Origin of the sequence: Lactobacillus juensis (genome assembly GCF_036246285.1) — a bacterium.
In the GTDB taxonomy this organism is placed as follows: domain Bacteria; phylum Bacillota; class Bacilli; order Lactobacillales; family Lactobacillaceae; genus Lactobacillus; species Lactobacillus juensis.
Genome location: NZ_BTTS01000002.1, coordinates 102,853 through 123,093, shown reverse-complemented (window position 1 = coordinate 123,093; position 20,241 = coordinate 102,853). Strand labels below are relative to the sequence as shown.

Here is a 20,241-nt window from a genome sequence, read left to right as displayed (position 1 = left end):
CTAATTGTTTTAAAATAATAATATGTTAAACTAAGCAAATATAAAGGTGTTTATTCGCCTAATATATTTGCTTTTTTATTTAGAAGGGAGTCCTTTATGAGAACAATAGATTATAAAAAATTTATATTGCCATTATTATTTGGCCTTATATTCTGGTTTACCACACCAATTCGTCCTGCTGGAGTATCAGTTCAAGCCTGGCATATGCTGGCAATATTCATCGGAACAATCGTTGGTTGTATTACGTTACCAATAGCAATTAGTGGTGTTACTTTAATTGGCTTTACCCTTACAATATGCCTTGGGCTCGCACCCCTTGCCGACAAAGTTGTTAACGGTAAAGTTGTTGCAAAAGGTGCAATTGACGCATTTGCTAATTCATCTGCCTGGCTAATCGTTATGGCTTTTATGATTTCACGTGGTATTGTAAAAACCGGCTTAGGTCAGAGAATTGCTCTATATTTTGTTAAATGGTTTGGTCATAAATCCTTAGGCTTGGGCTATGCTATTGGTGCTATTGACTTAATAGTTTCTCCTGCAACACCTTCAAACGGTGCTAGAGCAGGCGGCGTAGTATATCCATTAATTCAATCATTAGCAAATACATTTGACTCTAAGCCAAATGACCCATCACGTAAAAAGATGGGAGCCTATCTAACTTTTACAGAATTTCAAGTTAACATTATTACTTCATCATTATTTATGACCGCTTGTGCACCCAACTTAATTGCTGTTGCTCTCGCTGGCAAAGCAGGCGTGACTCTCAGCTGGATGCCATGGTTAACGGCCAGCATTGTGCCCGCAGCAATTTGTTTACTTGTTGTACCATATTTTGTTTATAAGCTTTACCCGCCAGAAATCAAGGAAACTCCTAACGCTAAAGAATGGGCTGACGGTGAACTGGCAAAAATGGGTAAACTAACTTTATCCGAAAAATTAATGGCAGTTATTTTTGCAATTACTTTAGTACTCTGGATGCTTTCCAGTACTTTAGGAATAGATGCTACATTGATTGCATTCATTTCTGTTTCACTTTTACTGCTTACAGGTGTATTAGCACCTAAAGACTTATTAAGTGAAACCGGAGCTTGGAACATTCTGATTTGGTTGTCTATTTTAGTATTCATGGCTGAAAAACTAACTCAGTTTGGTTTAATTGGGTGGATATCAACAAGTATTTCTAGTGCAATGAAGGGTCTTAATTGGCTATTAGTTTTAGTAGTATTAGCACTTGTTCTGTTCTATACTCATTATCTATTTGCCAGTGCGACAGCTCATAATTCAGCAATGTATTTGCCACTTTTAACTGTAGCTATTTCAGCAGGAGCACCAAAGTTACTGGCAGCACAGTTTTTAGCGCTATTTTCAGCAATTATGGGTTCTACAACTCACTATTCCAGCCCTGCCGCTTCTGTTTTAGCTTCTTCAGGATATGTAAAGCAAAATGAATGGTGGAAACTTAGTTTTATCTTTGGCATATTTTATATCTTAGTTTATGGCATCATTGGCCTAGCTTGGATGAAACTAATTGGTATGTGGTAAGTTGTTAAAACGTTAAAGCAAATCTATACGGATTTGCTTTTTTTATTACCCGGGAAATAATTTTGAATAAAATGGATTTTTAGACTAAATAAGTTATATACTAGTTATATTAGTTCTTTATAATTTTAATATTTTTTGGAGGAAAAATGACGACATTAGATAAAGTCTTTCATTTAAACGATGCTCATACCACTGTTAAACGCGAATTAATAGCTGCATTAACCACGTTTGTCAGTCTCTCCTACATCCTTTTTGTTAACCCTAACATTTTACACGCAGCAGGTATTAATAAGGGAGCAGCTTTCACAGTAACCGCAGTTTCAATTGCAATCGGCTGTTTTATTATGGGACTGGTTGCTAATTATCCTGTAGCCTTGGCTCCAACACTTGGCAGTGCTGCATTTTTTGCCTACAACGTTTGTGGAGGAATGCACATTAACTGGCAAACTGCCTTAGCTGCTGTTTTAGTTGCATCCGTTTTGTTTATTTTAATAACAGTTTTGAAACTTCGTGAAATAGTAGTCGATGCTATACCGCAGGATTTGAAATATGCTATTTCAGCTGGTATTGGTTTATTTATTGCCTTTATTGGCCTGCAAAACGGCAAATTAATTGTCAACAGTGATTCAAATTTAGTTACTTTGGGTAAATTTAATTCACCAGCTGTATGGATTACGCTTTTTGGTTTAGTTTTAACTGTGATTTTAATGGCAATGAATGTGCCAGGTTCCATTTTTATTGGTATGGTGGTAACAGCTGTCTTTGGGGTTATTATTGGCCAAGTAGCTGTTCCTAAAGGTATTATCGCCAGCGCACCAAGCATTGCTCCTACCTTTGGCCAAGCCGTATTTCATTTAAAAGATATTAATACTCCCCAACTATTCATGGTAGTTTTAACCTTTTTATTGGTTACTTTCTTTGACACTGCAGGAACGCTGATTGGCATGACTGAACAAGCGGGAATGGTTGATCAAAATGGTAAAATACCTCGAATTGGTAGAGCGTTCCTATCGGATTCGTTAGCCATGGTTGAAGGAGCAGTCTTAGGAACTGCACCACTTGGTACATCCGTTGAATCTAGTGCTGGTATCGCTATGGGTGGTCGCACGGGTTTAACTGCAATCTTTGTAGGAATCTTTTTCTTGATTTCAATGATTTTCAGCCCGCTTCTGGCAGTTATCCCCACTACTGTTACTGCTCCAGCATTGATTATCGTTGGGGTGCTCATGGCAGGAAACCTGAAAAAAATCAATTGGGACAAATTTGAGATTGCTTTTCCAGCGTTTTTAACGGTAGTTGGTATGCCTTTAACATATAGCATTTCTGATGGCTTGGCTCTTGGCATGATTGCCTATCCAATTACTATGATTGCATCAAAACAGGCCAAAAAAGTTTCACCAATGATGTATATTTTATTAGTTGTATTTGTTATCTTTTTCTTGATCACAAATATGTAAGAATATCTGTCTAATTACAAAGGTCACTTTTAGAAGTGGCCTTTTTTTATACTTAATTGATAAATTACACTTTATTTTTTATTTATTTGCTATTATAATTCATAAAAATATTTACATTTTATTCCTGAAAGAAGGTAATTATCATGTCTAACACTAAGGAGAAATGGTTCAGCCGCTATATTGGCACTATTACGTTCTTCATTATTGCTTTATTAACCAGTTTTAATTCTGGCTTTTTCCCTTATTCAATTGCTGGAAGACTCTGTGCCATTTTGTGGTTGGTCACATTCAGCTTTTTGCTATTTGCCTGTGAATATTTGATTAATCACACAAGTCTTGATAATAAAAATACTGCAAAAGCAGTGGTAAATTTTAGTATTTGGCTCCTTGCAGCCTTAGTTTTAGTAATATTTAGTTTAATTTTTAAAAAATGAACTTTTGCTTTTAATTCACTTTAGGTTATTTTTGAAAGGTATTTTTGCACGGATCGTAAAAATTTGTTATGTTAAGTAGCAGTTAATTCATTCAATGAAAGGGAAGTTGTAAAGTAGATTAAGTAGCTCGTATTTAATCTATTATTATGAAAGAAAAAAAGACAAAAATAATTAAAAAAGATTATAAAAAGGCACCTCTTTCAAAAGTTCATTTACGCGTAATGACTGCCATTGCTTTAGGGCAATTTACTTGTGGCTTTTCACTAGGAATTACTGGTGTAGCTATGAACAGTGCTGCCAAGTACATTCAAATTAGTAACATGTGGACTGGATTAATTGGAGCCGGTGGTTTGATAGGCTTATCCAGCAGTGCTCTGATTGGTCGCTTATCCGATAAAATTGGTCGCAGTCAACTGCTCATGAGCAACATGTATGTATTGGCCATCCTTTCACTTCTGCATCCCATTACGACCAGTCTTTCCTTAACGTTTTTAATCAGGATCGGCATTGGACTAATGATGGCAATTGATTATACAGCTGGAAATGCGCTATTGACTGAATGGCTGCCTAAAGGAGAAGACAGTAAAAGGCAAAGCCATTTGTTAATCTATTGGGTTTTAGGCTTTATTGCCTCATACTTAACCGGTACATATCTGGTAGGCTATGGCAGTCATACCTGGCAGATCATTTTAGCAACAGGTGCTATTCCAGCATTGATTACTGCACTCTTTCGCAGCTTATTTCCACTGCCACCTTCGCCTGGATGGCTAGCCAGCAAAGGTAAAATTAAAGCCGCTAACAGACTTATTGGTAGGATTTTGGGCCATAAATGGGGTATTTCTCGTCATTTTAAGCGTTCCAAAAAGGCTGGGCAAACTTCTTGGACAGTTCTTTTCAGTAAAAAATACCTACGCAGTACACTAGTGGGAGGAAGTTTTTACGCCTGCCAAACCTTTGCTTTCTTTGGCATCAGCATCTTTTTACCAATTCTTTTGCAAGGCATGAACATTAGTAATCCTAAAGTTTCAGGAGATTTATACAATGTCAGCATGCTAGTTGGAATATTTTTAGGCATTTATCTTTTTAATCACCTCAGCCGTCGCCTCTTTTTAATCAGTAATTTTCTATTATCTGCACTATTAATAGGAATTCTAGCACTAATGCCTCATGTTTCTTCTTTAGTTAAAATAGTTATTTTTTCAATTTTTGCAGTCATTTTATCTTCAGGTTTAGTACTTGATTATCCCTATCCTACTGAACTATTCGATACCAAAGTTCAAGCAAGCGGCGTGGGAACTTGCATCACAATCAGTCGTATTGGTGCAGCTACTGGGACATTTCTGTTACCAATTTTAACGGAAATTGGTGGACCTAACTTAGCAATGCTCATTTGTGCCTGCGTTCTCTTTCTTGCTTTTGTCATTTGTTTAATCTGGGCACCAGAAACTTCGCCTAAATATCGAAAAAATTAAAAAAGCACGTTTATTTATAACGCGCTTTTTTGTCATAAAATTTTTCTTAATAAATTATTTCTTTAAACAATCAATTGCTTTTTTTAATTCTTGATCAGCATTTATAATAAACGGTTCAGAACCCGATTCATATACATTATCAAGTCCTTCAAATCTATCTCTTCCAGAAATAGGCACATCTGAAGCAATAATAATTACATCAGCGTTTTTAATATCGTCTTCAGTTAATTTGTCTTCTGTACCTACACTTCCTTGAGTTTCTACTTTAACTTCACATCCGAGACCCTTTGCGGCTTTTTTCAAAGCCTCAGCAGCCATATACGTGTGAGCAATACCAGTTGAACAAGAAGTTACACCAACAATTTTCATAATTATTACCTCCAAATTTATTTATTTTTACCTTTTAAACCTACTTTAAAAATATTAATACATATAGCTGTTACTATAGACCCGACCAAAATTGCAATGACGAACATTATTTTATGTGTCGCAACAGGAGTTACAATAATACCTCCTTGAGGAGCATATTCTTCACATCCTGCAAGCATCGCAATTATTGCTCCAACTATTCCACCAATACAATTTGCAGGAATTACTTTTAGAGGATCTTCAGCAGCAAAAGGAATGGCTCCTTCTGATATACCAATAATTCCCATTAAAAGAGCTGCTTTTCCAGCACTTTTTTGACTTTCATCCCACAATTTAGGTGCAAACAAAGTTGCTAATCCCATTCCAAGAGGAGGAGTACAAATTGCCACAGCAACTGGAGCAGCCAGTGTATAAATACCTTGATCAAAATACGCCCAAGCAAATAAACATGCTACTACATTAACAGGTCCTCCCATATCAAACGCTGTCATGAAGCCAAGGATTGCTGCTAATAAAATTGCGTTACCATTAGACATAGACTTTAAAAATGCAGTCATTGAACTCATTATTCCGGCAACCGGAGCAACAACAATATATTTCATTATGACAACTACTATTAAACCATCAATCAATGGAACAATAAAAATTGGTACTAATGCCTTTAAACTTGCTGGTATGGGTTTACAAAGACTTTTAGTCCACATAACTACATATCCCGCAAGAATACCAGCTACAATACCACCTAAAAAACCTGCGCCGTTTTTATATGCTATAAGACCCCCTAAAAAACCTGGCATAATTGCTGCTCTATCAGCAAAGCCAAAAGCAATAAAGGCTGCCAATATAGGTACCATTAATTGCATTGAAGTTGTGCCAAAAGAATTTAAAGTTTTTAGGATCGGATTAGTAATAGCGATACCTTTCCCGCTTGTACTTAGAGCTGTGGCAAGAGCAATGTAAATACCCCCGAAAATAACAAATGGAATCATATATCCCACTCCTGTCATCAGAGCCCCTTTAATTCTATTTATTTCTCTTTTAAGTACGCTCATTTCTTTACCCCTTTTCGTCTAAAATTTTTATTACTTCGCTTTCACTTGTTGTTTTTGCTAGAGCATTCAAAATCTCTTTATTTATCAATTTTTTTGCTAAATTCGACAATACTTTTAAGTGTATATCACTCTTTTTATTTGGCACTCCCAGCATAAAAATCATATTCACCAGACTCTTTGTATCCCCGTTCCACTCAAGCGGTTTTTTTAACCTTAAAAAGGTAATGAATGGCTTTTTAACATCACTTGACTTTGCGTGGGGTATAGCAATTGAATTACCCATATAAGTAGTTACTTCGCTTTCTCTTATGAGAATTTTATTTTTAAAATCTTTTGAACTTGAACTTAAATAGTTGTGCTCTTTTAGTTTTTTAATCAGGAAATCAATTATTTCCTTTTTAGTCTGTAAATTTAAATCTAAAAATACTATGTCAGTATTGATCATCTCTATAATCTAAACCTTTCATTTAACATTTCTGGTATTTTTTTTAAAGGGATAGCTTTTAAGCTATTCCAAAACTGGATATCATCTATGCTTTTTCCCATTCTTTGAAAAATAAATTTAAAATCTTTCTCAGAATTTTTAGTTGCAACAAAATTTATTATTAAATCTACTTTTTCATTTTTTGACCAATTAATTGCTTTTTTTAGTTTAAAAATATTCAAAGAAGGGACTAAATGCTTTTCTTTATATATACCATGAACTAAAGCTACATTTTCGCCAATATAAGTAGAGCCTATTCTTTCTCTCTTTTTTATAACATTCACATAATTGGGAAAAACTAATCGATTATCACTCAATATTTTTGAAATTTTCTCTAATACTTGTTGTTTATTATTAACTTCGCTTAAAAACCAACAATGATCAATGGAAAATTTAATAGATACTTTTTGCTGTTTACCATTAATTTGAGAAATAATATTATTAATATTTTTGATGTTATCAAAAGGCTTTATGACTACATACTTTTTATCAGTTATTTTTTTAAGATCTACTGTAGATATTATGAGATCAACTTTTTGGTACTGTTTAATTTCACCTATAGAGGCAGTGCCAATAACATTGTATTGAGGAAAATTATTTATAATTCTTTCTTTAAGTAACGAAGAAATGCCAATGCCGCTTGAACATACAATTAAAACATTCTTTTTCTTGATTGATCTTTCCTTTGAAGCCATAAAGTGCGTAACTATGAAAGCAACTTCTGAATCTGGCACCTTTTTATCAAAAATAATATTTATGTTATCTTGTACAGCTATGAACAGGTACAAATCATGTTCAAGAATATACTTTAAAAAAGGATTATAAATCTCTAATTCAAAATCTATTCTTAATTCTGCGACTTCTAAATGCACACACAATGAATTAAGCAATTCTTTATCGCCATTGAAGTTATAGTCTGTCTCTTCACTAACTTTTTGTACAAATTTTTTAGTTTTTAATTTAAAATCTTTGTCTGCATCATAATTATTTTTGTCTAAAACTTTAGAACTAAAAATATACAAAAGAATTAAGTACAATTCCTCTTCAGAAAAGGTTATACTGTAACTTTTTTCGATACTTAAAATATCTTTTTTTAATATCGGAATATATACATCATAATTAGTGAGCTTATCTTTGATCTTTCCAACAGATGTAATATTTTTCCCAAGTTTTATTCTTTTTACTGATATAGCTAAATGTATTAGTAGGTTTTTTTTGGATTCAATTGTAAATTTAATATTAAAGTCATATTCAAGCTTATTAATAAATTCTATTAATGGATTTAGATCAATATTAAATAATTTATTAATATATAGTGGGACATCATTTTTTAATATCTCATTTTCTAAATTAAAGTCTGACTTCATAAATATGAGTTTTGATAATACTTTTCGCTTTGTTACTTCATCACCTTCAATTTTAAATATTTCATGTTTTTTTTATTATCTTTATATTATATTGGGAAAGAAAATTATTATTTATCTGGTTAATATCTCTACTCACAGTGCTACGACTAATAAAAAAATTTGCAGCTATATCTTTTACATAAGATTCATGAATAAACACATACAAGCAAATATCAATTTGTCGCATTGTAATTTCAAATTTGTTACTTGAAAGATTTTCAAAGATATAATTTTTTAATTTCTCTTTCTGCTCTGAAGAGCCAGTAATTTTTAATCCAGTTCCGGGCTTTTTCTTAATATTTAGTTGAAATTTACACAATACCGACTCTAATTTTTCAAGATCATTAAAAATCGTTTTAGTAGAAACTGAAAAGATATTAGATAATTGAGCACTAGAGAGATAATTATTCGATTCTATTAACTTAATTAATAATCTTGCTCTTCTTTCCATATCTATCACCTAATCGTCTAAGTCAATCTATTCTTAATTAACTCATCATAGTCATCATTTGCATTACGATTTGGATCTAAACCTAAGTAGGTAGGTATATAGTAAGCAAATAATTGGAAAACAATTCCAATAGTTATTGCCTCTAAGTAATATTTATGCTTTTTTATATTGAAATCTCCATTTTGCTTATCTACGGTATTAATTAGAATCATATTATTAATTTTTGTTTGAAAATAATTAGTAGTTTTTTCTAATGGATAAGCAGTACTATTAATTAAAAAAATGTTGCTATTTTGGTTAACTGGACGATGAAAACCATGTGGAAATTCCTCAGCAGTTGTAAATGAACTTTGAACTAACATAGTTTCTGACATTTTCAATGCTGCTTCTTTAGTAGCACCTAAATATGGTTCCGCTCCAACAACTAAAATATTGTTCATTCTAACTAATTCATGATGCTTACTAAACCAAAGCGGGAAACTTTCAATTAAATCTTTGATCTCTTTTTTTATTTCTTCAATTTCTTTAATCAACTTGCTACTATCAAAAGATGTATTAGCAAGCATAGTTCCTAATAAGTAAAGTAATATTAAATTATTTGTATAACCCTTTGTTTTTGCATTGCAGTTTTCCTCCCCACAACAAAAATTAAAATAATAATCACAATTATTCGCTAATGGTGAATTTTTATATTGTGTAAGAGCAATTGTTTTATAGCCATCTTTTCTAGCTTTGCTCAAGGCCATATTTGTATAAGTACTTGTTCCTGTTTCAGAAACTACCACTATTAGAGTACTTTGTTTACTTAAATTTAACTCTCTAATACTTAAAAAGGTATCAGGATAATAAACTTGAGTATTAAGTCCTAGATAATTTTCATAAAAAAATGTTACCTGACAGGCTGTGTTAAATGAGCTTCCTGAACCAATAAAAACTATATTTTTGGCAGCCGGAAGTTTATCTTTTGAGTAAACTCTTTCAAAAGTATCAAGAAGATCAGTAATTGCATTCGGCGTATCTTCAATATATCTCAACATTAAATCTGTATTCATTTTTCATCCCTTCTGTTTTCATGGATGCATCCCTAATTACACAATATATTTGAAAGCGCTATAATTCAATAGTATAAGTAACCAAAATAGTTCTACATTTATAGAACAATTTTTATTTATCACTATAATTTGACTATAGTTAGCATGCCAAAGGCTTATAATCTAAAATAAAATAAAAAGATTGTTTCCTTTTGTATATTGGAAACAATCCAGACTTAAGTATTTATAGTTTTTATCTAATAATTTTTTTACACCCTTTAGCCATCATATTTTACTCTTTGCATTTGTTTTATCTGGCCAAATACTTCTCCGCGTCGGCCAGCATCTAGTGTTAAAACTAATGAATCACCGGCTTTAATTAATGTTTGTCCGTTGGGAATTAGATACTGGCCATCATGATACACTGCCTTAACCAATGTATGTTTAGGCCATTTAATCTGCATAATCTTTTTGCCTGCAAGTTGACTATCCTCATAAATTGGTACCGTTAGTTGATCAGTTTTGCCTGATATTGCGGGAGTATTCTTCTTATTATTTGCAACCATTGCTCGCGCCAAAGTGCCATAAATTGGGTCTCCATTAAGCAATTCATCAACCAGTAAGGCAACAAAAGCTACCACAGCCAAAGGCATTAAATGCAGCAGCGACCCCACCATTTCCGTAATTAATATAATGGCTGTAAATGGGGCTCGAATTACAGCAGCAAAGAACCCAGCCATTGCAAAAATAACCAAGTTTATCACCAGCTTTGCAGGCAATAAATGTAATTGAACCAAAATAAGGCCGTAGCTTGCTCCAATTACAGCACCCATTGTCAATATGGGCAAGAAAATACCACTAGGCAAGCCTGAATCATAAGAAATAATAGAAAATATAATTCTCACAATAAAGAAAAATAGTAACATACCAACTATTTTCCAGCTACTTTGTTTAATAATTTGTGGTAAAGCTAAAATCAATCTATTTCCCGGACCAGTAATTAAGGGCCAAAAATAAGCAATTGGTATCAATAAAACAAGAGGTATTAACCCATATAGCCAACTAGGTAAGAAAGTGATTTTAGCATATAACTTTTTTACTTTAAATAAACCAACTTTATAAAGGTGACCTAGTAAGCCCAAAATTAAGCCTAAAAGTAACAAATAACCATATAGCTTTACGGGAAAAGTATGACGATAAATGAGAGACAAAGATGGCTTTTGGCCAAAAATATTTGATACGACAAAATCTGATACTAATGCTCCTGCCAATGCATTTAGCCAAACGCGGGGAGAGAAATTATGAAAAACTTCTTCAAGTACAAACAACGCACCACTTAATGGTGCTCCAAAAGCTGCGGCTAATCCACTAGCCGCTCCGGTAGCTAATAGTACTCGAGCATTAGTTTTCGACTCCTTAGTGCCCTCGCCAATACCTTGACCGATAGTTGAGCCTATCTGCAAAGAAGGTCCCTCAGGGCCTAAAAATAGGCCTGTACTGATCACTAAAATGCCCCCAATAACTTTACGCCATAATGTAGGCCACCATTGTAAAGTTAAATTTCCCTCAAGTTGCAATTTAACTTCCGGGATACCAGACCCACCAACATGGGGATATTGTTTAACAAAATAACCTGCGATTAATCCAACTAAAATAAGACCAAATATAATTGGGACGAACCACAATTCATTTTGATGTGCCACGTGAAACAGAGTAAGCCACAATTTCGTCATCTTGGCAATGCCAAAGCGAAAGATTCCCACGACAAAGCCACTAGCAAGCCCTACTAGTATAGCTTCTACTAAGAGTTTTATCTGTACTTTTTTATCTCTCATTTTACCTCCACTTTCTTTATTTAACACTAGCAAAAAACCAGTTAAAGTCGCGACTTAACTGGTTTTAGTTGTTACACGTGTAACATTATTTTTCTTCATACCATTCTGTGTGATAAACACCATCACGGTCATTTCTGAAGTATGTGTGAGCACCAAAGTAATCACGTTGACCCTGAATTAAGTTTGCAGGTAGACTAGGATTGAAAATTGATTCCAAGTAGTTCAATGATGCACTTAATGTTGGTGTTGGAATACCAGCTTTAGTTGCCAGCACAATTACATTTCGTAATGCTGGGATATTTTTATCCATTAAGTCTTTAAAGTAAGGATCTTGGAACATGTTGTCGAGCTTTTTACCCTCAGCAAATGCTTTTTCAATATCTTTTAGCATTGATGAGCGAATAATGCAGCCTGCTTCCCAAGATTGAGCAATTGCAGGATACCGTAAATCCCAGTTATATGCATCTGCAGCCATTTTTAGTTGTTGAAAGCCTTGAGCATATGCAACAGCTTGGCTTAATTGCAGTGCTTTACCCAAATTATCAACCAGGTCCTGTGGAACCTCACCATTCCACTTTATTTCTTTACCTTCACGAGTAGTGGCCTTAGACATGAAGCGACTAATAACTGCTTCTGCAATGACACTAATTGGAGCTCCTAAGTGAACGCCGTCTTCCAGCATCCAGTTCCCAGTACCCTTATAAGAAGCCACATTTAAAATATGGTCAACAACATGGTCAGGCGTCAGATTGTCTTTTTGTTTTAAAACCTCAGCCGTAATCTCACTAAGGTAGGCTTTAACCAGTCCTTCGTTCCAGTGAGCAAAAATAGCTGACATTTCATCATTTGTTTTGCCTGCAACTTTACGTAGGATATCATAAACTTCAGAGAATTCCTGCATAATGCCATATTCGATCCCATTATGCACCATCTTAACATAGTGACCGCTGCCTTCAGGTCCAATAAAGCTGACGCATGGATGACCTTCAGAGTTTTTAGCTGCAATTGCTTCTAAAATCGGAGCGACTTTCTTATAAGCATCTTCATCTCCACCTGGCATCAGAGCTGGACCTTTTAACGCACCCTCTTCACCGCCAGAAACACCCATACCAATAAAGTGAATACCATGTTGTTCCATTTCATGATAGCGACGGTTAGTATCATGAAAATTTGAATTTCCACCGTCAAGCAAGATATCGCCTTTATCTAAAAGCGGCAAAAGTTTTTGTAAAGTTTCATCAACTGGTTTACCAGCCGCAATTTGAATTAAAATCTTACGTGGTTTTTCCAAAGAATCAACAAATTCTTCCCATGAATATGTTGGCTTCAACTTATCATCTTCATATTTGGCAAAAGCATCTACTTCTGGTTTATCAATAGAAAAGCCAGAAACGGAAAAGCCATTATTTCTTACATTCAAAGCAAGGTTCTTACCCATTACTGATAAGCCTATAATCCCGAACTGTTGCATTTATAGTCCTCCATCATTTAAATTTCATACTCTATCATTATACTTGTAAGACCGCAAAAAAGCGAAACTTTCAAAAAGTTTCGCTTTTTTTCAAACCAATATATATGGCTATTAGTGAGCTGAAGCACCTGAAGTTGTGTCAGGCTCTGGTTCTGGCTCCGGTTCCTCTTCTTCAGCTTCTGAAGCACCTGAAGCAGCATCTGCTACCACACCGTACTTGTCAGCAAAGTAGCTAAATGGTTTCAATGCTTCTGCTTGATACTTCTTAACAAATTCTGGATCATCAAGAGTATTCAATTCACTTGAGTAAGGCATGTCATGAGTGAACTTAATGTCAACCAACATTGGTCCATCCATTTGCTTGAATTCCTTAACTGCGTCTTCGAATTCCTTCTTAGTACGTACAGTTACACCCTTCACGTTCATACCTTCAGCAACCTTAGCCCAGTCGTTATTAGGCATAATAACACCTGATAATGGTTGGTGTGATTCATCAACTTGCTCAGCTTCAATGTAACCTAAAGTTTCATTTGTAAAGACAACGTTTAAGATGTGCATGTTGTAGCGAGCTTCAGTCAACAATTCTTGGCTCATCATCGCAAAACCACCATCACCACTCAAGTTCCAAACTTCGCGTTCTGGGTGAGCAGTTGCAGCAGCAAGTGCAGCTGGTGAACCAAAGCCCATAGTTGCGTACAAGCCTGAAGTTGCCCAAGTTTGTTCATCGTGCAAGTTTACTAAACGTTGGAAGTCAATGTTGATGTTACCAACATCAATAGCAAATTGGGCATCATCAGCAGCGTATTTGTTAATAATATCAAAGATTGGTTCACGGCGAATTGGCATTTCGTCTGAATCGTCAAAGCTGTGTTCCCATTCTTCCCAGTTTTGACGGTCAGCAATAGCAGCCTTATAAAGTGGTGATTCTTCACGAGCTTGACCAGCATCAATAATAGCTTGTAAAGTCTTAGCACCATCAGCCAAAATTGGAACATCAACAGCGTGACGCTTACCTAATTTTTCTGAGTCAACATCAATTTGTACAACTTTAGCCTTAGGGTCAAAGAAGAACAATGAGAATGGTGAGTCATTACCTACCCAGATAACAGCATCTGCATGAGTTTGAATATCGTCACTTGGCTTAGGAGCTACACGACCAATTGAACCCATGTAAGCTGGGCATTTATCTTCAACAACACCCTTAGCCATAACTGAAGACATCAATGGAGTCTTGAATTTTTCAGCAAATTTTTCTAAGACATCGCCATGACCCTTCATACCTAAACCGAAGTAAACAACTGGGTTCTTTGCTTCTTCAAGAACCTTTACAGCTGCTTCAACTTCGTCTTTTCTTGGAGCTGCATAATTAGGAATTGCTTGCAATGCATTGTAATTTACACGGAAATTGTCATCAATCTTGTCCCAGCCAAAGTCCTTAGGAAGGATTAAGACAGCTGGACCCTTCTTAGCATATGCTTGACGGATTGCTTCATCCATCATTGAAGGAATTTGATCTGCGCGCTTAATTTGGTGATCCCAAACAGCGACTGGATCAAACCAAGGCTTTTCATCAAAAGCTTGGAAGAAATCCATATCCTGACGACCAGTTGGAACGTTAGCTACGATAGCAACCATAGGAACCTTGTCGTATTTTGCGTCATACAAACCGTTCATCAAGTGAACAGCACCAGGGCCGGCTGAACCAAAACATACGCCGACCTTGCCAGTAAATTTATACTCAGCTGAAGCTGCTAAAGCACCGGCTTCTTCATGCCGAACTTCAATATACTTCATCTTACCCTTAAAGTCATGGATAGCGTTCATTGTTGAGTCAAATGAGCCACCCGGAAAACCATAAATATGATCAATATGCCAGTCCAATAGAACTTGGAGCATGGCATTTGCGCCATTAATTTTTGCCATTTTAAAGTGCATCTCCTTAAATACATGTTTACTTACATATTGTATTAAAACATATAATTTCACAATTTCAAGTGAGCAAAATTTACGATTATCGCAAGATGTAAGCGCTTTGTAAAAATATTATCTTCACAAAGTTAAGCAATTAATTTATAACTTTTAGGTAATAGCAATAATCATATTTGTGATTATTTGATCATTACCACAAAATTTGTGTATCCTTTTGTGTGCATTATTTAAAGAAAAATATTTTTTATAAGTTTTAAATTTTTACTAAATTTATTTATGAATTTTAGCGTAGCGACCATTTTGCACGTAAACGCTTAGAATTGCCATGTCTGCCGGATTAACTCCAGAAATCCGTTCAGCCTGCGCAATTGTTTCTGGCCTGATTTTGGCAAATTTCTCGCGCGCTTCCGTTGCCAAGCCATCAATTGCATTATAGTCAATATCTGCAGGAATTTTCTTTGCTTCCTGCCGGTGTAATTTATTAATTTGCTGCTGTTCCTTTTTGATATAGCCAGCATACTTAACGTTGATTTCAATCTGCTCTCTGACATAGCGTTCATTCGAAATAGGCATCCCCGTCAAGCGCTCAATATCCGCTACCCTAACTTTGGGCCTTCTCAAGAAAACATCTGCTTTAACACCGGCTTTGAGCTTGTCTTCTCCGATACTGGCAAGGTAGTCCTGTACCTCCTTAGTGGGGTGAACAGTAATCTTTTTAACAGCATTAGCAGCTTGCGCAATTTGCTCTTTCTTTGCTAAAAACTGAGAATAGCGCTCTTCAGAGATTAAGCCCAGTTGAAAACCGTAATCAGTCAACCGCAAATCAGCATTGTCATGACGCAGAATCAAGCGATACTCTGCTCTTGAGGTCAACAAACGATAAGGCTCTTCTGTCCCCTTAGTTACTAAATCATCGATTAAAACACCGATATAAGCTTCATCACGACCTAATGTAAAGCCCGGCTGACCAGCAGCACGCAAAGCCGCATTAATACCGGCAATCAGTCCTTGTCCTGCTGCTTCTTCATAGCCGGACGTACCATTCATTTGTCCAGCGGTGAATAAATTTTTGATATTTTTCGTTTCCAAGGTATGTTTTAACTGCCAGGGATCGATTACATCGTATTCTATAGCATAACCTGGCCGCATCAATTCCGCATCCTCAAGACCAGCTACCGAATGCAACATCTTTAACTGAATTTCTTCTGGCATGGAGGTGGAAAAATCACCAACATAAACTTCTTTAGTATTTCTTCCTTCCGGTTCCAGAAAAATCTGGTGACGTGGCTTGTCTGCAAAACGAACAACTTTGGTTTCAATCGACGGACAATAACGCGGTCCCACTCCCTTAATTTCTCCTGAAAACATCGGGGACCGGGTCAGATTTTGGTTGATTATTTTATGTGTAGTCTTATTAGTATATGTCATCCAGCAGGAAACCTGATTTTTGAGGTAGTCTTCATCTTTAGTTTCATAAGAAAAATGACGCGGAACTTTATCACCAGGTTCTTCTTCAGTTTTAGTGTAGTCAATGGTGTTACTGTTAACACGTGGCGGTGTGCCCGTTTTAAAACGGCGCAGTTTGAATCCTAATTTTTCCAGATTCTCTGATAATTTAATTGCGGGTACTGTGTTATTGGGACCGGAAGAATAATTTAATTCACCAATAAAAATGCGCCCGCGAGCTGAAGTACCAGTGGTTAAAACAACGCTTTTAGCGTGATATTTAGCCCCCGTATTGGTAACTACGCCTTTGCAGACCCCATCTTCGACAATCAGTTCATCAACTGTCGCTTGCCTTAAAGTCAAGTTGGGCGTTTCTTCAATCACTTTTTTCATCTGCTCATGGTACTGCCATTTATCGGCTTGTGCCCGTAGTGCTCTTACAGCTGGTCCTTTACCCGTATTTAACATGCGCATCTGAATATAAGTTGCATCAATATTTTTACCCATTTGGCCACCTAAAGCATCAATTTCCCGCACTACCGTACCCTTGGCAGGACCGCCTACTGACGGATTGCAGGGCATAAATGCTACCATATCCAGACTAATTGTTAAAAGCAATGTCTTTTGGCCCATTCTGGCACTAGCTAAAGCTGCCTCACTGCCAGCGTGACCAGCACCAACAACAATGACATCATAATCATTTGAGTCATAACTTTTAATCATTAACTTACACCTATTTTCCTAAACAAAATTGACTAAACAATTCATTAACTAATTCATCAGGACTACTTTCTCCTGTAATCTGACCCAATGTATCCCAAGCACCGTTGAAATCTATTTGGACAATATCTAAAGGTACTTCGTCCTTTAATGCCTGAACGACATCTTGAAGCTGCTTTTTGGCCTTTTCCAAAAGACCAACTTGCCTCTGGTTAGTTACCATAACTTGATCATTAGAATTCTCGATACCCTGGAAAAACAGTTCCTTTATTGCATCTTCTAACTGAGCAAGATTTTGTTTCTGTAAAATTGAAATAGCAATTACCGGACTCTTGGTTAACTGTTTAACCTGAGCAACAGAAACTTTTTGCCCCAAATCCGTTTTGTTTAAAATGACAATACGCTTTTTCCCACTAGTAGCATTAATTAAGTCATAGTCTTCTTGAGTTAATTCCTTACTTGAATCAAACAAGAGCAAAACTAAATCTGCTTTTGCCAGTGCTTTTTTGGACCGTTCGACTCCTATTTTTTCTACCTTATTATCAGTATGTCTGATGCCGGCAGTATCAATTAATTTTAAGGGAACACCTTTAACTGAGACATATTCTTCTAATGTGTCACGGGTCGTGCCGGCGACATCGGTCACAATAGCGGTGTCGCTTTGGGTCAGATAATTAAGCAAAGATGATTTCCCGACATTAGGCTGACCAATGATTGCAGTGGCTAAGCCGTTACGTAACGCCGTTCCTTCCGCTGCCGTTTTGAGCAACTTATCTATTTTAGCAATAACCGCTTGGGAAACACTCATCATCTGCTTGGCTGTGACAGTATCTGCATCATATTCTGGATAATCAATATTAACTTCTACATTGGCTAGTGTATCTAAAATTTCCTGCCGCATTGCCCTGATTTTCTCAAGCAGGCCGCCTTGCAGCTGATTTTCAGCCACTTGTCTGGCCTTATCAGTTTTTGCGCGCACAATATCCATCACGCTTTCAGCTTGCGTTAAATCAATCCGGCCATTAACAAACGCCCTTTTAGTAAATTCACCAGGATCTGCCATGCGCGCTCCAGTTTTTAATAATAATTGCAAAATACGGTTAGTAACAACAATACCGCCATGACAATTAATCTCAACAATATCTTCCCTAGTAAAAGTCTTGGGTGCCAGCATCACGGACACCATAACTTCGTCAATCACCTGCTCACTTGCAGGATCAACTATATGCCCATAATGAATTGTATGCGTTGGCACTTTAGTTAAATTCGCACCCTTGAAAACCTGATTGGCAATTTTAACTGCTTCTTCACCCGACATGCGGACAATAGAAATGCCACCTTCACCAATTGGCGTTGAAATCGCTGCAATCGTATCAAACTCCGTTAAAGTTTGTGCCATGATTTTCTCCTTTTCAATAAAAAAAGCGCATTATTCCACCATGAATAATCATGATGGATAAAGCACTTTGACTACTTTATCTAAATCATTAATTTAGATTAATATTATTTTCTGCGTTTTAACCGTTTATACGTTCTTCTCAGTTGCCGTTTACGTTCGCGTTCTTGGCGCTCTTTTTCTTCCTGCTCACGCCGATATTTAATTGGATTCTGCAGAATAAAAGTCTGAACTACTTGGAATAAATTGGAAATTACCCAGTAAACTACGATAGCTGACTGGAAGTAAATACCCATTACACCAACCATAATTGACATACCATAAGTCATAATTTTTGATGACAAAGTCTGTGATTCCTTTGGCATTGAAAGTTGACTGATGTATGTTGACGCAAATGTCAAAACCATTGATAAAATCGGCATAATATAATATGGGTCAGGCTTACCTAAATCCATCCACATAAAGTGACCGGTCATCAGTTGTGGAGTTTGAGCAATCGCTCCGTATAATGCAAGCATAACTGGCATCTGAATAATTAAAGGCAAACAGCCGGCATAGGGATTAATCCCAGCTTCTTTATAGAGCTTATTCGTTTCTTGCGAAAGTAAAGTACGTGACTCTGTATCACTGCCCGGATATTTTTTACGCAAAGCGTCCATTTCCGGCTGAATTTTCTGCATCTTGGTAGTGCTCTTAATCTGAATTGCACTAAGTGGATACAAAATTAGCCGTACAATAATCGTAAAGATAATAATTGCCCAGCCATAATTATTGCCAATCAGCTTCGACAGCCACAATAAAAACGTGGACATGTAATAAATGACCCAGCGATCCCACCAGCTGCCACTTGTATGTGAAACTGGTTTTAGCGTGCCAGTTGATGCACAACCTGTTAAAACAACCGCTAATGCAACTACTGTCAACAATACAAGTAGACGCTTGACATTCTTTTTAGTTAAAATGTCTTTCACTCTAATCTTCCTCAACTTTATTCGGTATCTCTTCAATTATATTGGCTAAAAAGAGTGCATGCAAGAGGTTCTTACGAACATCATCCCATCCAAAATTGCGTGCATACGGTCTAGCAATCACTAGAAAGTCAATATGCGGCTTAATTAAAGGTTTATTTTCCGTAAGAACAGCACGAATATAACGTTTGAGGCGATTACGCACTACAGCAGTATGTCCAACCTTTTTACCAACAGAAATACCAACGCGAAAATGCTTATTTTCCGGTTTATCTAGTTGATAAATAACAAAAGCCCGGTTGGCTACTGAATTACCTGATTTAAAAACTGTTTGAAAATCATTTTCTGTTTTAACACGATAAGACTTTCTCAAAACGTTTCATTCCACTCTTATAAATTAAAAAAACCACTGGGATTTCAGTGGTTTAAGCAGATAAGACTTTTCTACCTTTTGCACGGCGTCTAGCCAAAACCTTACGGCCATTAGATGTACTCATCCGTTTCATAAAGCCATGAACTCTTGAACGGTGACGCTTTTTAGGTTGGTAAGTTCTTTTAGTTGTCATTAAACTACACCTCCAATTTTTTGTATGCAGACTGCACAATTTAGTATCTAGAATATCATGATTAAAGTAAAAAACCAAGTAAAAAGACAAAAAAATGCGAATTTATACCTAAATATATGGTCTCATTCTAATAGGTCTTGACCTTTTCCATTAAAGTGCTTGATCAACCTTATAATCTTATTTCCCCTTTCAAAGATGCAGTCTGTTTTTAT

General features: G+C 36.0%; 18 protein-coding genes. 4 read left to right on the top strand and 14 right to left on the bottom strand.

Annotated elements, in window-relative coordinates; all coding sequences use genetic code 11:
- The first annotated feature begins 96 nt into the window (after positions 1 to 96).
- The 4 genes from AAA926_RS04885 (at position 97) to AAA926_RS04870 (ending at position 4,905) form a co-directional block, all read left to right on the top strand.
- The gene (locus AAA926_RS04885; RefSeq protein ID WP_265893409.1) at positions 97 to 1,542 is read left to right on the top strand and encodes a DASS family sodium-coupled anion symporter; all 1,446 of its coding nucleotides are present in this window, start codon (positions 97 to 99) and stop codon (positions 1,540 to 1,542) included.
- Between the two features lie 146 nt (positions 1,543 to 1,688).
- Positions 1,689 to 2,999 carry an NCS2 family permease gene (locus AAA926_RS04880; RefSeq protein ID WP_187154178.1) on the top strand — a complete coding sequence of 437 codons (1,311 nt, stop codon included), beginning with the start codon at positions 1,689 to 1,691 and terminating at the stop codon, positions 2,997 to 2,999.
- 143 nt (positions 3,000 to 3,142) lie between these two features.
- Positions 3,143 to 3,433, top strand: coding sequence for a hypothetical protein (locus AAA926_RS04875; RefSeq protein ID WP_198180683.1), 291 nt, complete (start codon positions 3,143 to 3,145; stop codon positions 3,431 to 3,433).
- Positions 3,434 to 3,579: 146 nt separating this feature from the next.
- Entirely contained in the window at positions 3,580 to 4,905 is a 1,326-nt protein-coding gene (locus tag AAA926_RS04870) for an MFS transporter (RefSeq protein WP_265893408.1), read from the top strand.
- A 54-nt stretch (positions 4,906 to 4,959) separates the two neighbouring features.
- Here AAA926_RS04870 and AAA926_RS04865 read toward each other — a convergent pair whose 3' ends face one another.
- The 14 genes from AAA926_RS04865 to rpmH all read right to left on the bottom strand — a co-directional run bounded on the left by AAA926_RS04865 (position 4,960) and on the right by rpmH (position 20,029).
- Positions 4,960 to 5,274, bottom strand: coding sequence for a PTS fructose transporter subunit IIB (locus AAA926_RS04865; RefSeq protein WP_198180685.1), 315 nt, complete (start codon positions 5,272 to 5,274; stop codon positions 4,960 to 4,962).
- Between the two features lie 17 nt (positions 5,275 to 5,291).
- On the bottom strand, positions 5,292 to 6,326 hold the full coding sequence (locus AAA926_RS04860) for a PTS fructose transporter subunit IIC (protein WP_198180686.1): 1,035 nt from the start codon (positions 6,324 to 6,326) through the stop codon (positions 5,292 to 5,294).
- Between the two features lie 4 nt (positions 6,327 to 6,330).
- On the bottom strand, positions 6,331 to 6,771 hold the full coding sequence (locus AAA926_RS04855) for a PTS sugar transporter subunit IIA (RefSeq protein ID WP_198180687.1): 441 nt from the start codon (positions 6,769 to 6,771) through the stop codon (positions 6,331 to 6,333).
- Positions 6,772 to 6,773: 2 nt separating this feature from the next.
- Positions 6,774 to 8,177, bottom strand: a complete 1,404-nt coding sequence (locus tag AAA926_RS04850; protein ID WP_338212003.1) for a BglG family transcription antiterminator — start codon at positions 8,175 to 8,177, stop codon at positions 6,774 to 6,776.
- Positions 8,178 to 8,238: 61 nt separating this feature from the next.
- Complete coding sequence (locus tag AAA926_RS04845) at positions 8,239 to 8,667, bottom strand: HTH domain-containing protein (protein ID WP_338212002.1); 429 nt, start codon at positions 8,665 to 8,667, stop codon at positions 8,239 to 8,241.
- Between the two features lie 17 nt (positions 8,668 to 8,684).
- Positions 8,685 to 9,719 carry an SIS domain-containing protein gene (locus AAA926_RS04840; RefSeq protein WP_265893407.1) on the bottom strand — a complete coding sequence of 345 codons (1,035 nt, stop codon included), beginning with the start codon at positions 9,717 to 9,719 and terminating at the stop codon, positions 8,685 to 8,687.
- A gap of 257 nt (positions 9,720 to 9,976) precedes the next feature.
- Complete coding sequence (locus AAA926_RS04835; protein WP_338212001.1) at positions 9,977 to 11,533, bottom strand: ClC family H(+)/Cl(-) exchange transporter; 1,557 nt, start codon at positions 11,531 to 11,533, stop codon at positions 9,977 to 9,979.
- Between the two features lie 85 nt (positions 11,534 to 11,618).
- Complete coding sequence (gnd, locus tag AAA926_RS04830) at positions 11,619 to 13,004, bottom strand: NADP-dependent phosphogluconate dehydrogenase (RefSeq protein WP_265893405.1); 1,386 nt, start codon at positions 13,002 to 13,004, stop codon at positions 11,619 to 11,621.
- Between the two features lie 111 nt (positions 13,005 to 13,115).
- Positions 13,116 to 14,927 carry a pyruvate oxidase gene (gene spxB, locus AAA926_RS04825; RefSeq protein WP_198180692.1) on the bottom strand — a complete coding sequence of 604 codons (1,812 nt, stop codon included), beginning with the start codon at positions 14,925 to 14,927 and terminating at the stop codon, positions 13,116 to 13,118.
- Positions 14,928 to 15,203: 276 nt separating this feature from the next.
- Positions 15,204 to 17,102 (bottom strand): tRNA uridine-5-carboxymethylaminomethyl(34) synthesis enzyme MnmG, encoded by a 1,899-nt coding sequence (mnmG, locus tag AAA926_RS04820; protein WP_338212000.1) that lies wholly within the window; start codon positions 17,100 to 17,102, stop codon positions 15,204 to 15,206.
- 10 nt (positions 17,103 to 17,112) lie between these two features.
- Positions 17,113 to 18,498, bottom strand: a complete 1,386-nt coding sequence (gene mnmE / locus AAA926_RS04815; RefSeq protein WP_338211999.1) for a tRNA uridine-5-carboxymethylaminomethyl(34) synthesis GTPase MnmE — start codon at positions 18,496 to 18,498, stop codon at positions 17,113 to 17,115.
- Between the two features lie 104 nt (positions 18,499 to 18,602).
- A complete protein-coding gene (locus tag AAA926_RS04810; protein WP_198180695.1) occupies positions 18,603 to 19,466 on the bottom strand; it encodes a membrane protein insertase YidC in 864 nt (287 codons plus the stop codon).
- Position 19,467: 1 nt separating this feature from the next.
- A complete protein-coding gene (gene rnpA, locus AAA926_RS04805; RefSeq protein WP_338211998.1) occupies positions 19,468 to 19,836 on the bottom strand; it encodes a ribonuclease P protein component in 369 nt (122 codons plus the stop codon).
- Positions 19,837 to 19,888: 52 nt separating this feature from the next.
- Positions 19,889 to 20,029, bottom strand: coding sequence for a 50S ribosomal protein L34 (gene rpmH, locus AAA926_RS04800; RefSeq protein ID WP_003549412.1), 141 nt, complete (start codon positions 20,027 to 20,029; stop codon positions 19,889 to 19,891).
- Positions 20,030 to 20,241: the final 212 nt, after the last annotated feature.

Coding starts and splice junctions, on each gene's coding strand:
- AAA926_RS04885 (WP_265893409.1), top strand. CDS start 97: ATGAGAACAATAGATTATAAAAAATTTATATTGCCATTATTATTTGGC.
- AAA926_RS04880 (WP_187154178.1), top strand. CDS start 1,689: ATGACGACATTAGATAAAGTCTTTCATTTAAACGATGCTCATACCACT.
- AAA926_RS04875 (WP_198180683.1), top strand. CDS start 3,143: ATGTCTAACACTAAGGAGAAATGGTTCAGCCGCTATATTGGCACTATT.
- AAA926_RS04870 (WP_265893408.1), top strand. CDS start 3,580: ATGAAAGAAAAAAAGACAAAAATAATTAAAAAAGATTATAAAAAGGCA.
- AAA926_RS04865 (WP_198180685.1), bottom strand. CDS start 5,274: ATGAAAATTGTTGGTGTAACTTCTTGTTCAACTGGTATTGCTCACACG.
- AAA926_RS04860 (WP_198180686.1), bottom strand. CDS start 6,326: ATGAGCGTACTTAAAAGAGAAATAAATAGAATTAAAGGGGCTCTGATG.
- AAA926_RS04855 (WP_198180687.1), bottom strand. CDS start 6,771: ATGATCAATACTGACATAGTATTTTTAGATTTAAATTTACAGACTAAA.
- AAA926_RS04850 (WP_338212003.1), bottom strand. CDS start 8,177: ATGAAGTCAGACTTTAATTTAGAAAATGAGATATTAAAAAATGATGTC.
- AAA926_RS04845 (WP_338212002.1), bottom strand. CDS start 8,667: ATGGAAAGAAGAGCAAGATTATTAATTAAGTTAATAGAATCGAATAAT.
- AAA926_RS04840 (WP_265893407.1), bottom strand. CDS start 9,719: ATGAATACAGATTTAATGTTGAGATATATTGAAGATACGCCGAATGCA.
- AAA926_RS04835 (WP_338212001.1), bottom strand. CDS start 11,533: ATGAGAGATAAAAAAGTACAGATAAAACTCTTAGTAGAAGCTATACTA.
- gnd (WP_265893405.1), bottom strand. CDS start 13,004: ATGCAACAGTTCGGGATTATAGGCTTATCAGTAATGGGTAAGAACCTT.
- spxB (WP_198180692.1), bottom strand. CDS start 14,927: ATGGCAAAAATTAATGGCGCAAATGCCATGCTCCAAGTTCTATTGGAC.
- mnmG (WP_338212000.1), bottom strand. CDS start 17,102: ATGATTAAAAGTTATGACTCAAATGATTATGATGTCATTGTTGTTGGT.
- mnmE (WP_338211999.1), bottom strand. CDS start 18,498: ATGGCACAAACTTTAACGGAGTTTGATACGATTGCAGCGATTTCAACG.
- rpmH (WP_003549412.1), bottom strand. CDS start 20,029: ATGACAACTAAAAGAACTTACCAACCTAAAAAGCGTCACCGTTCAAGA.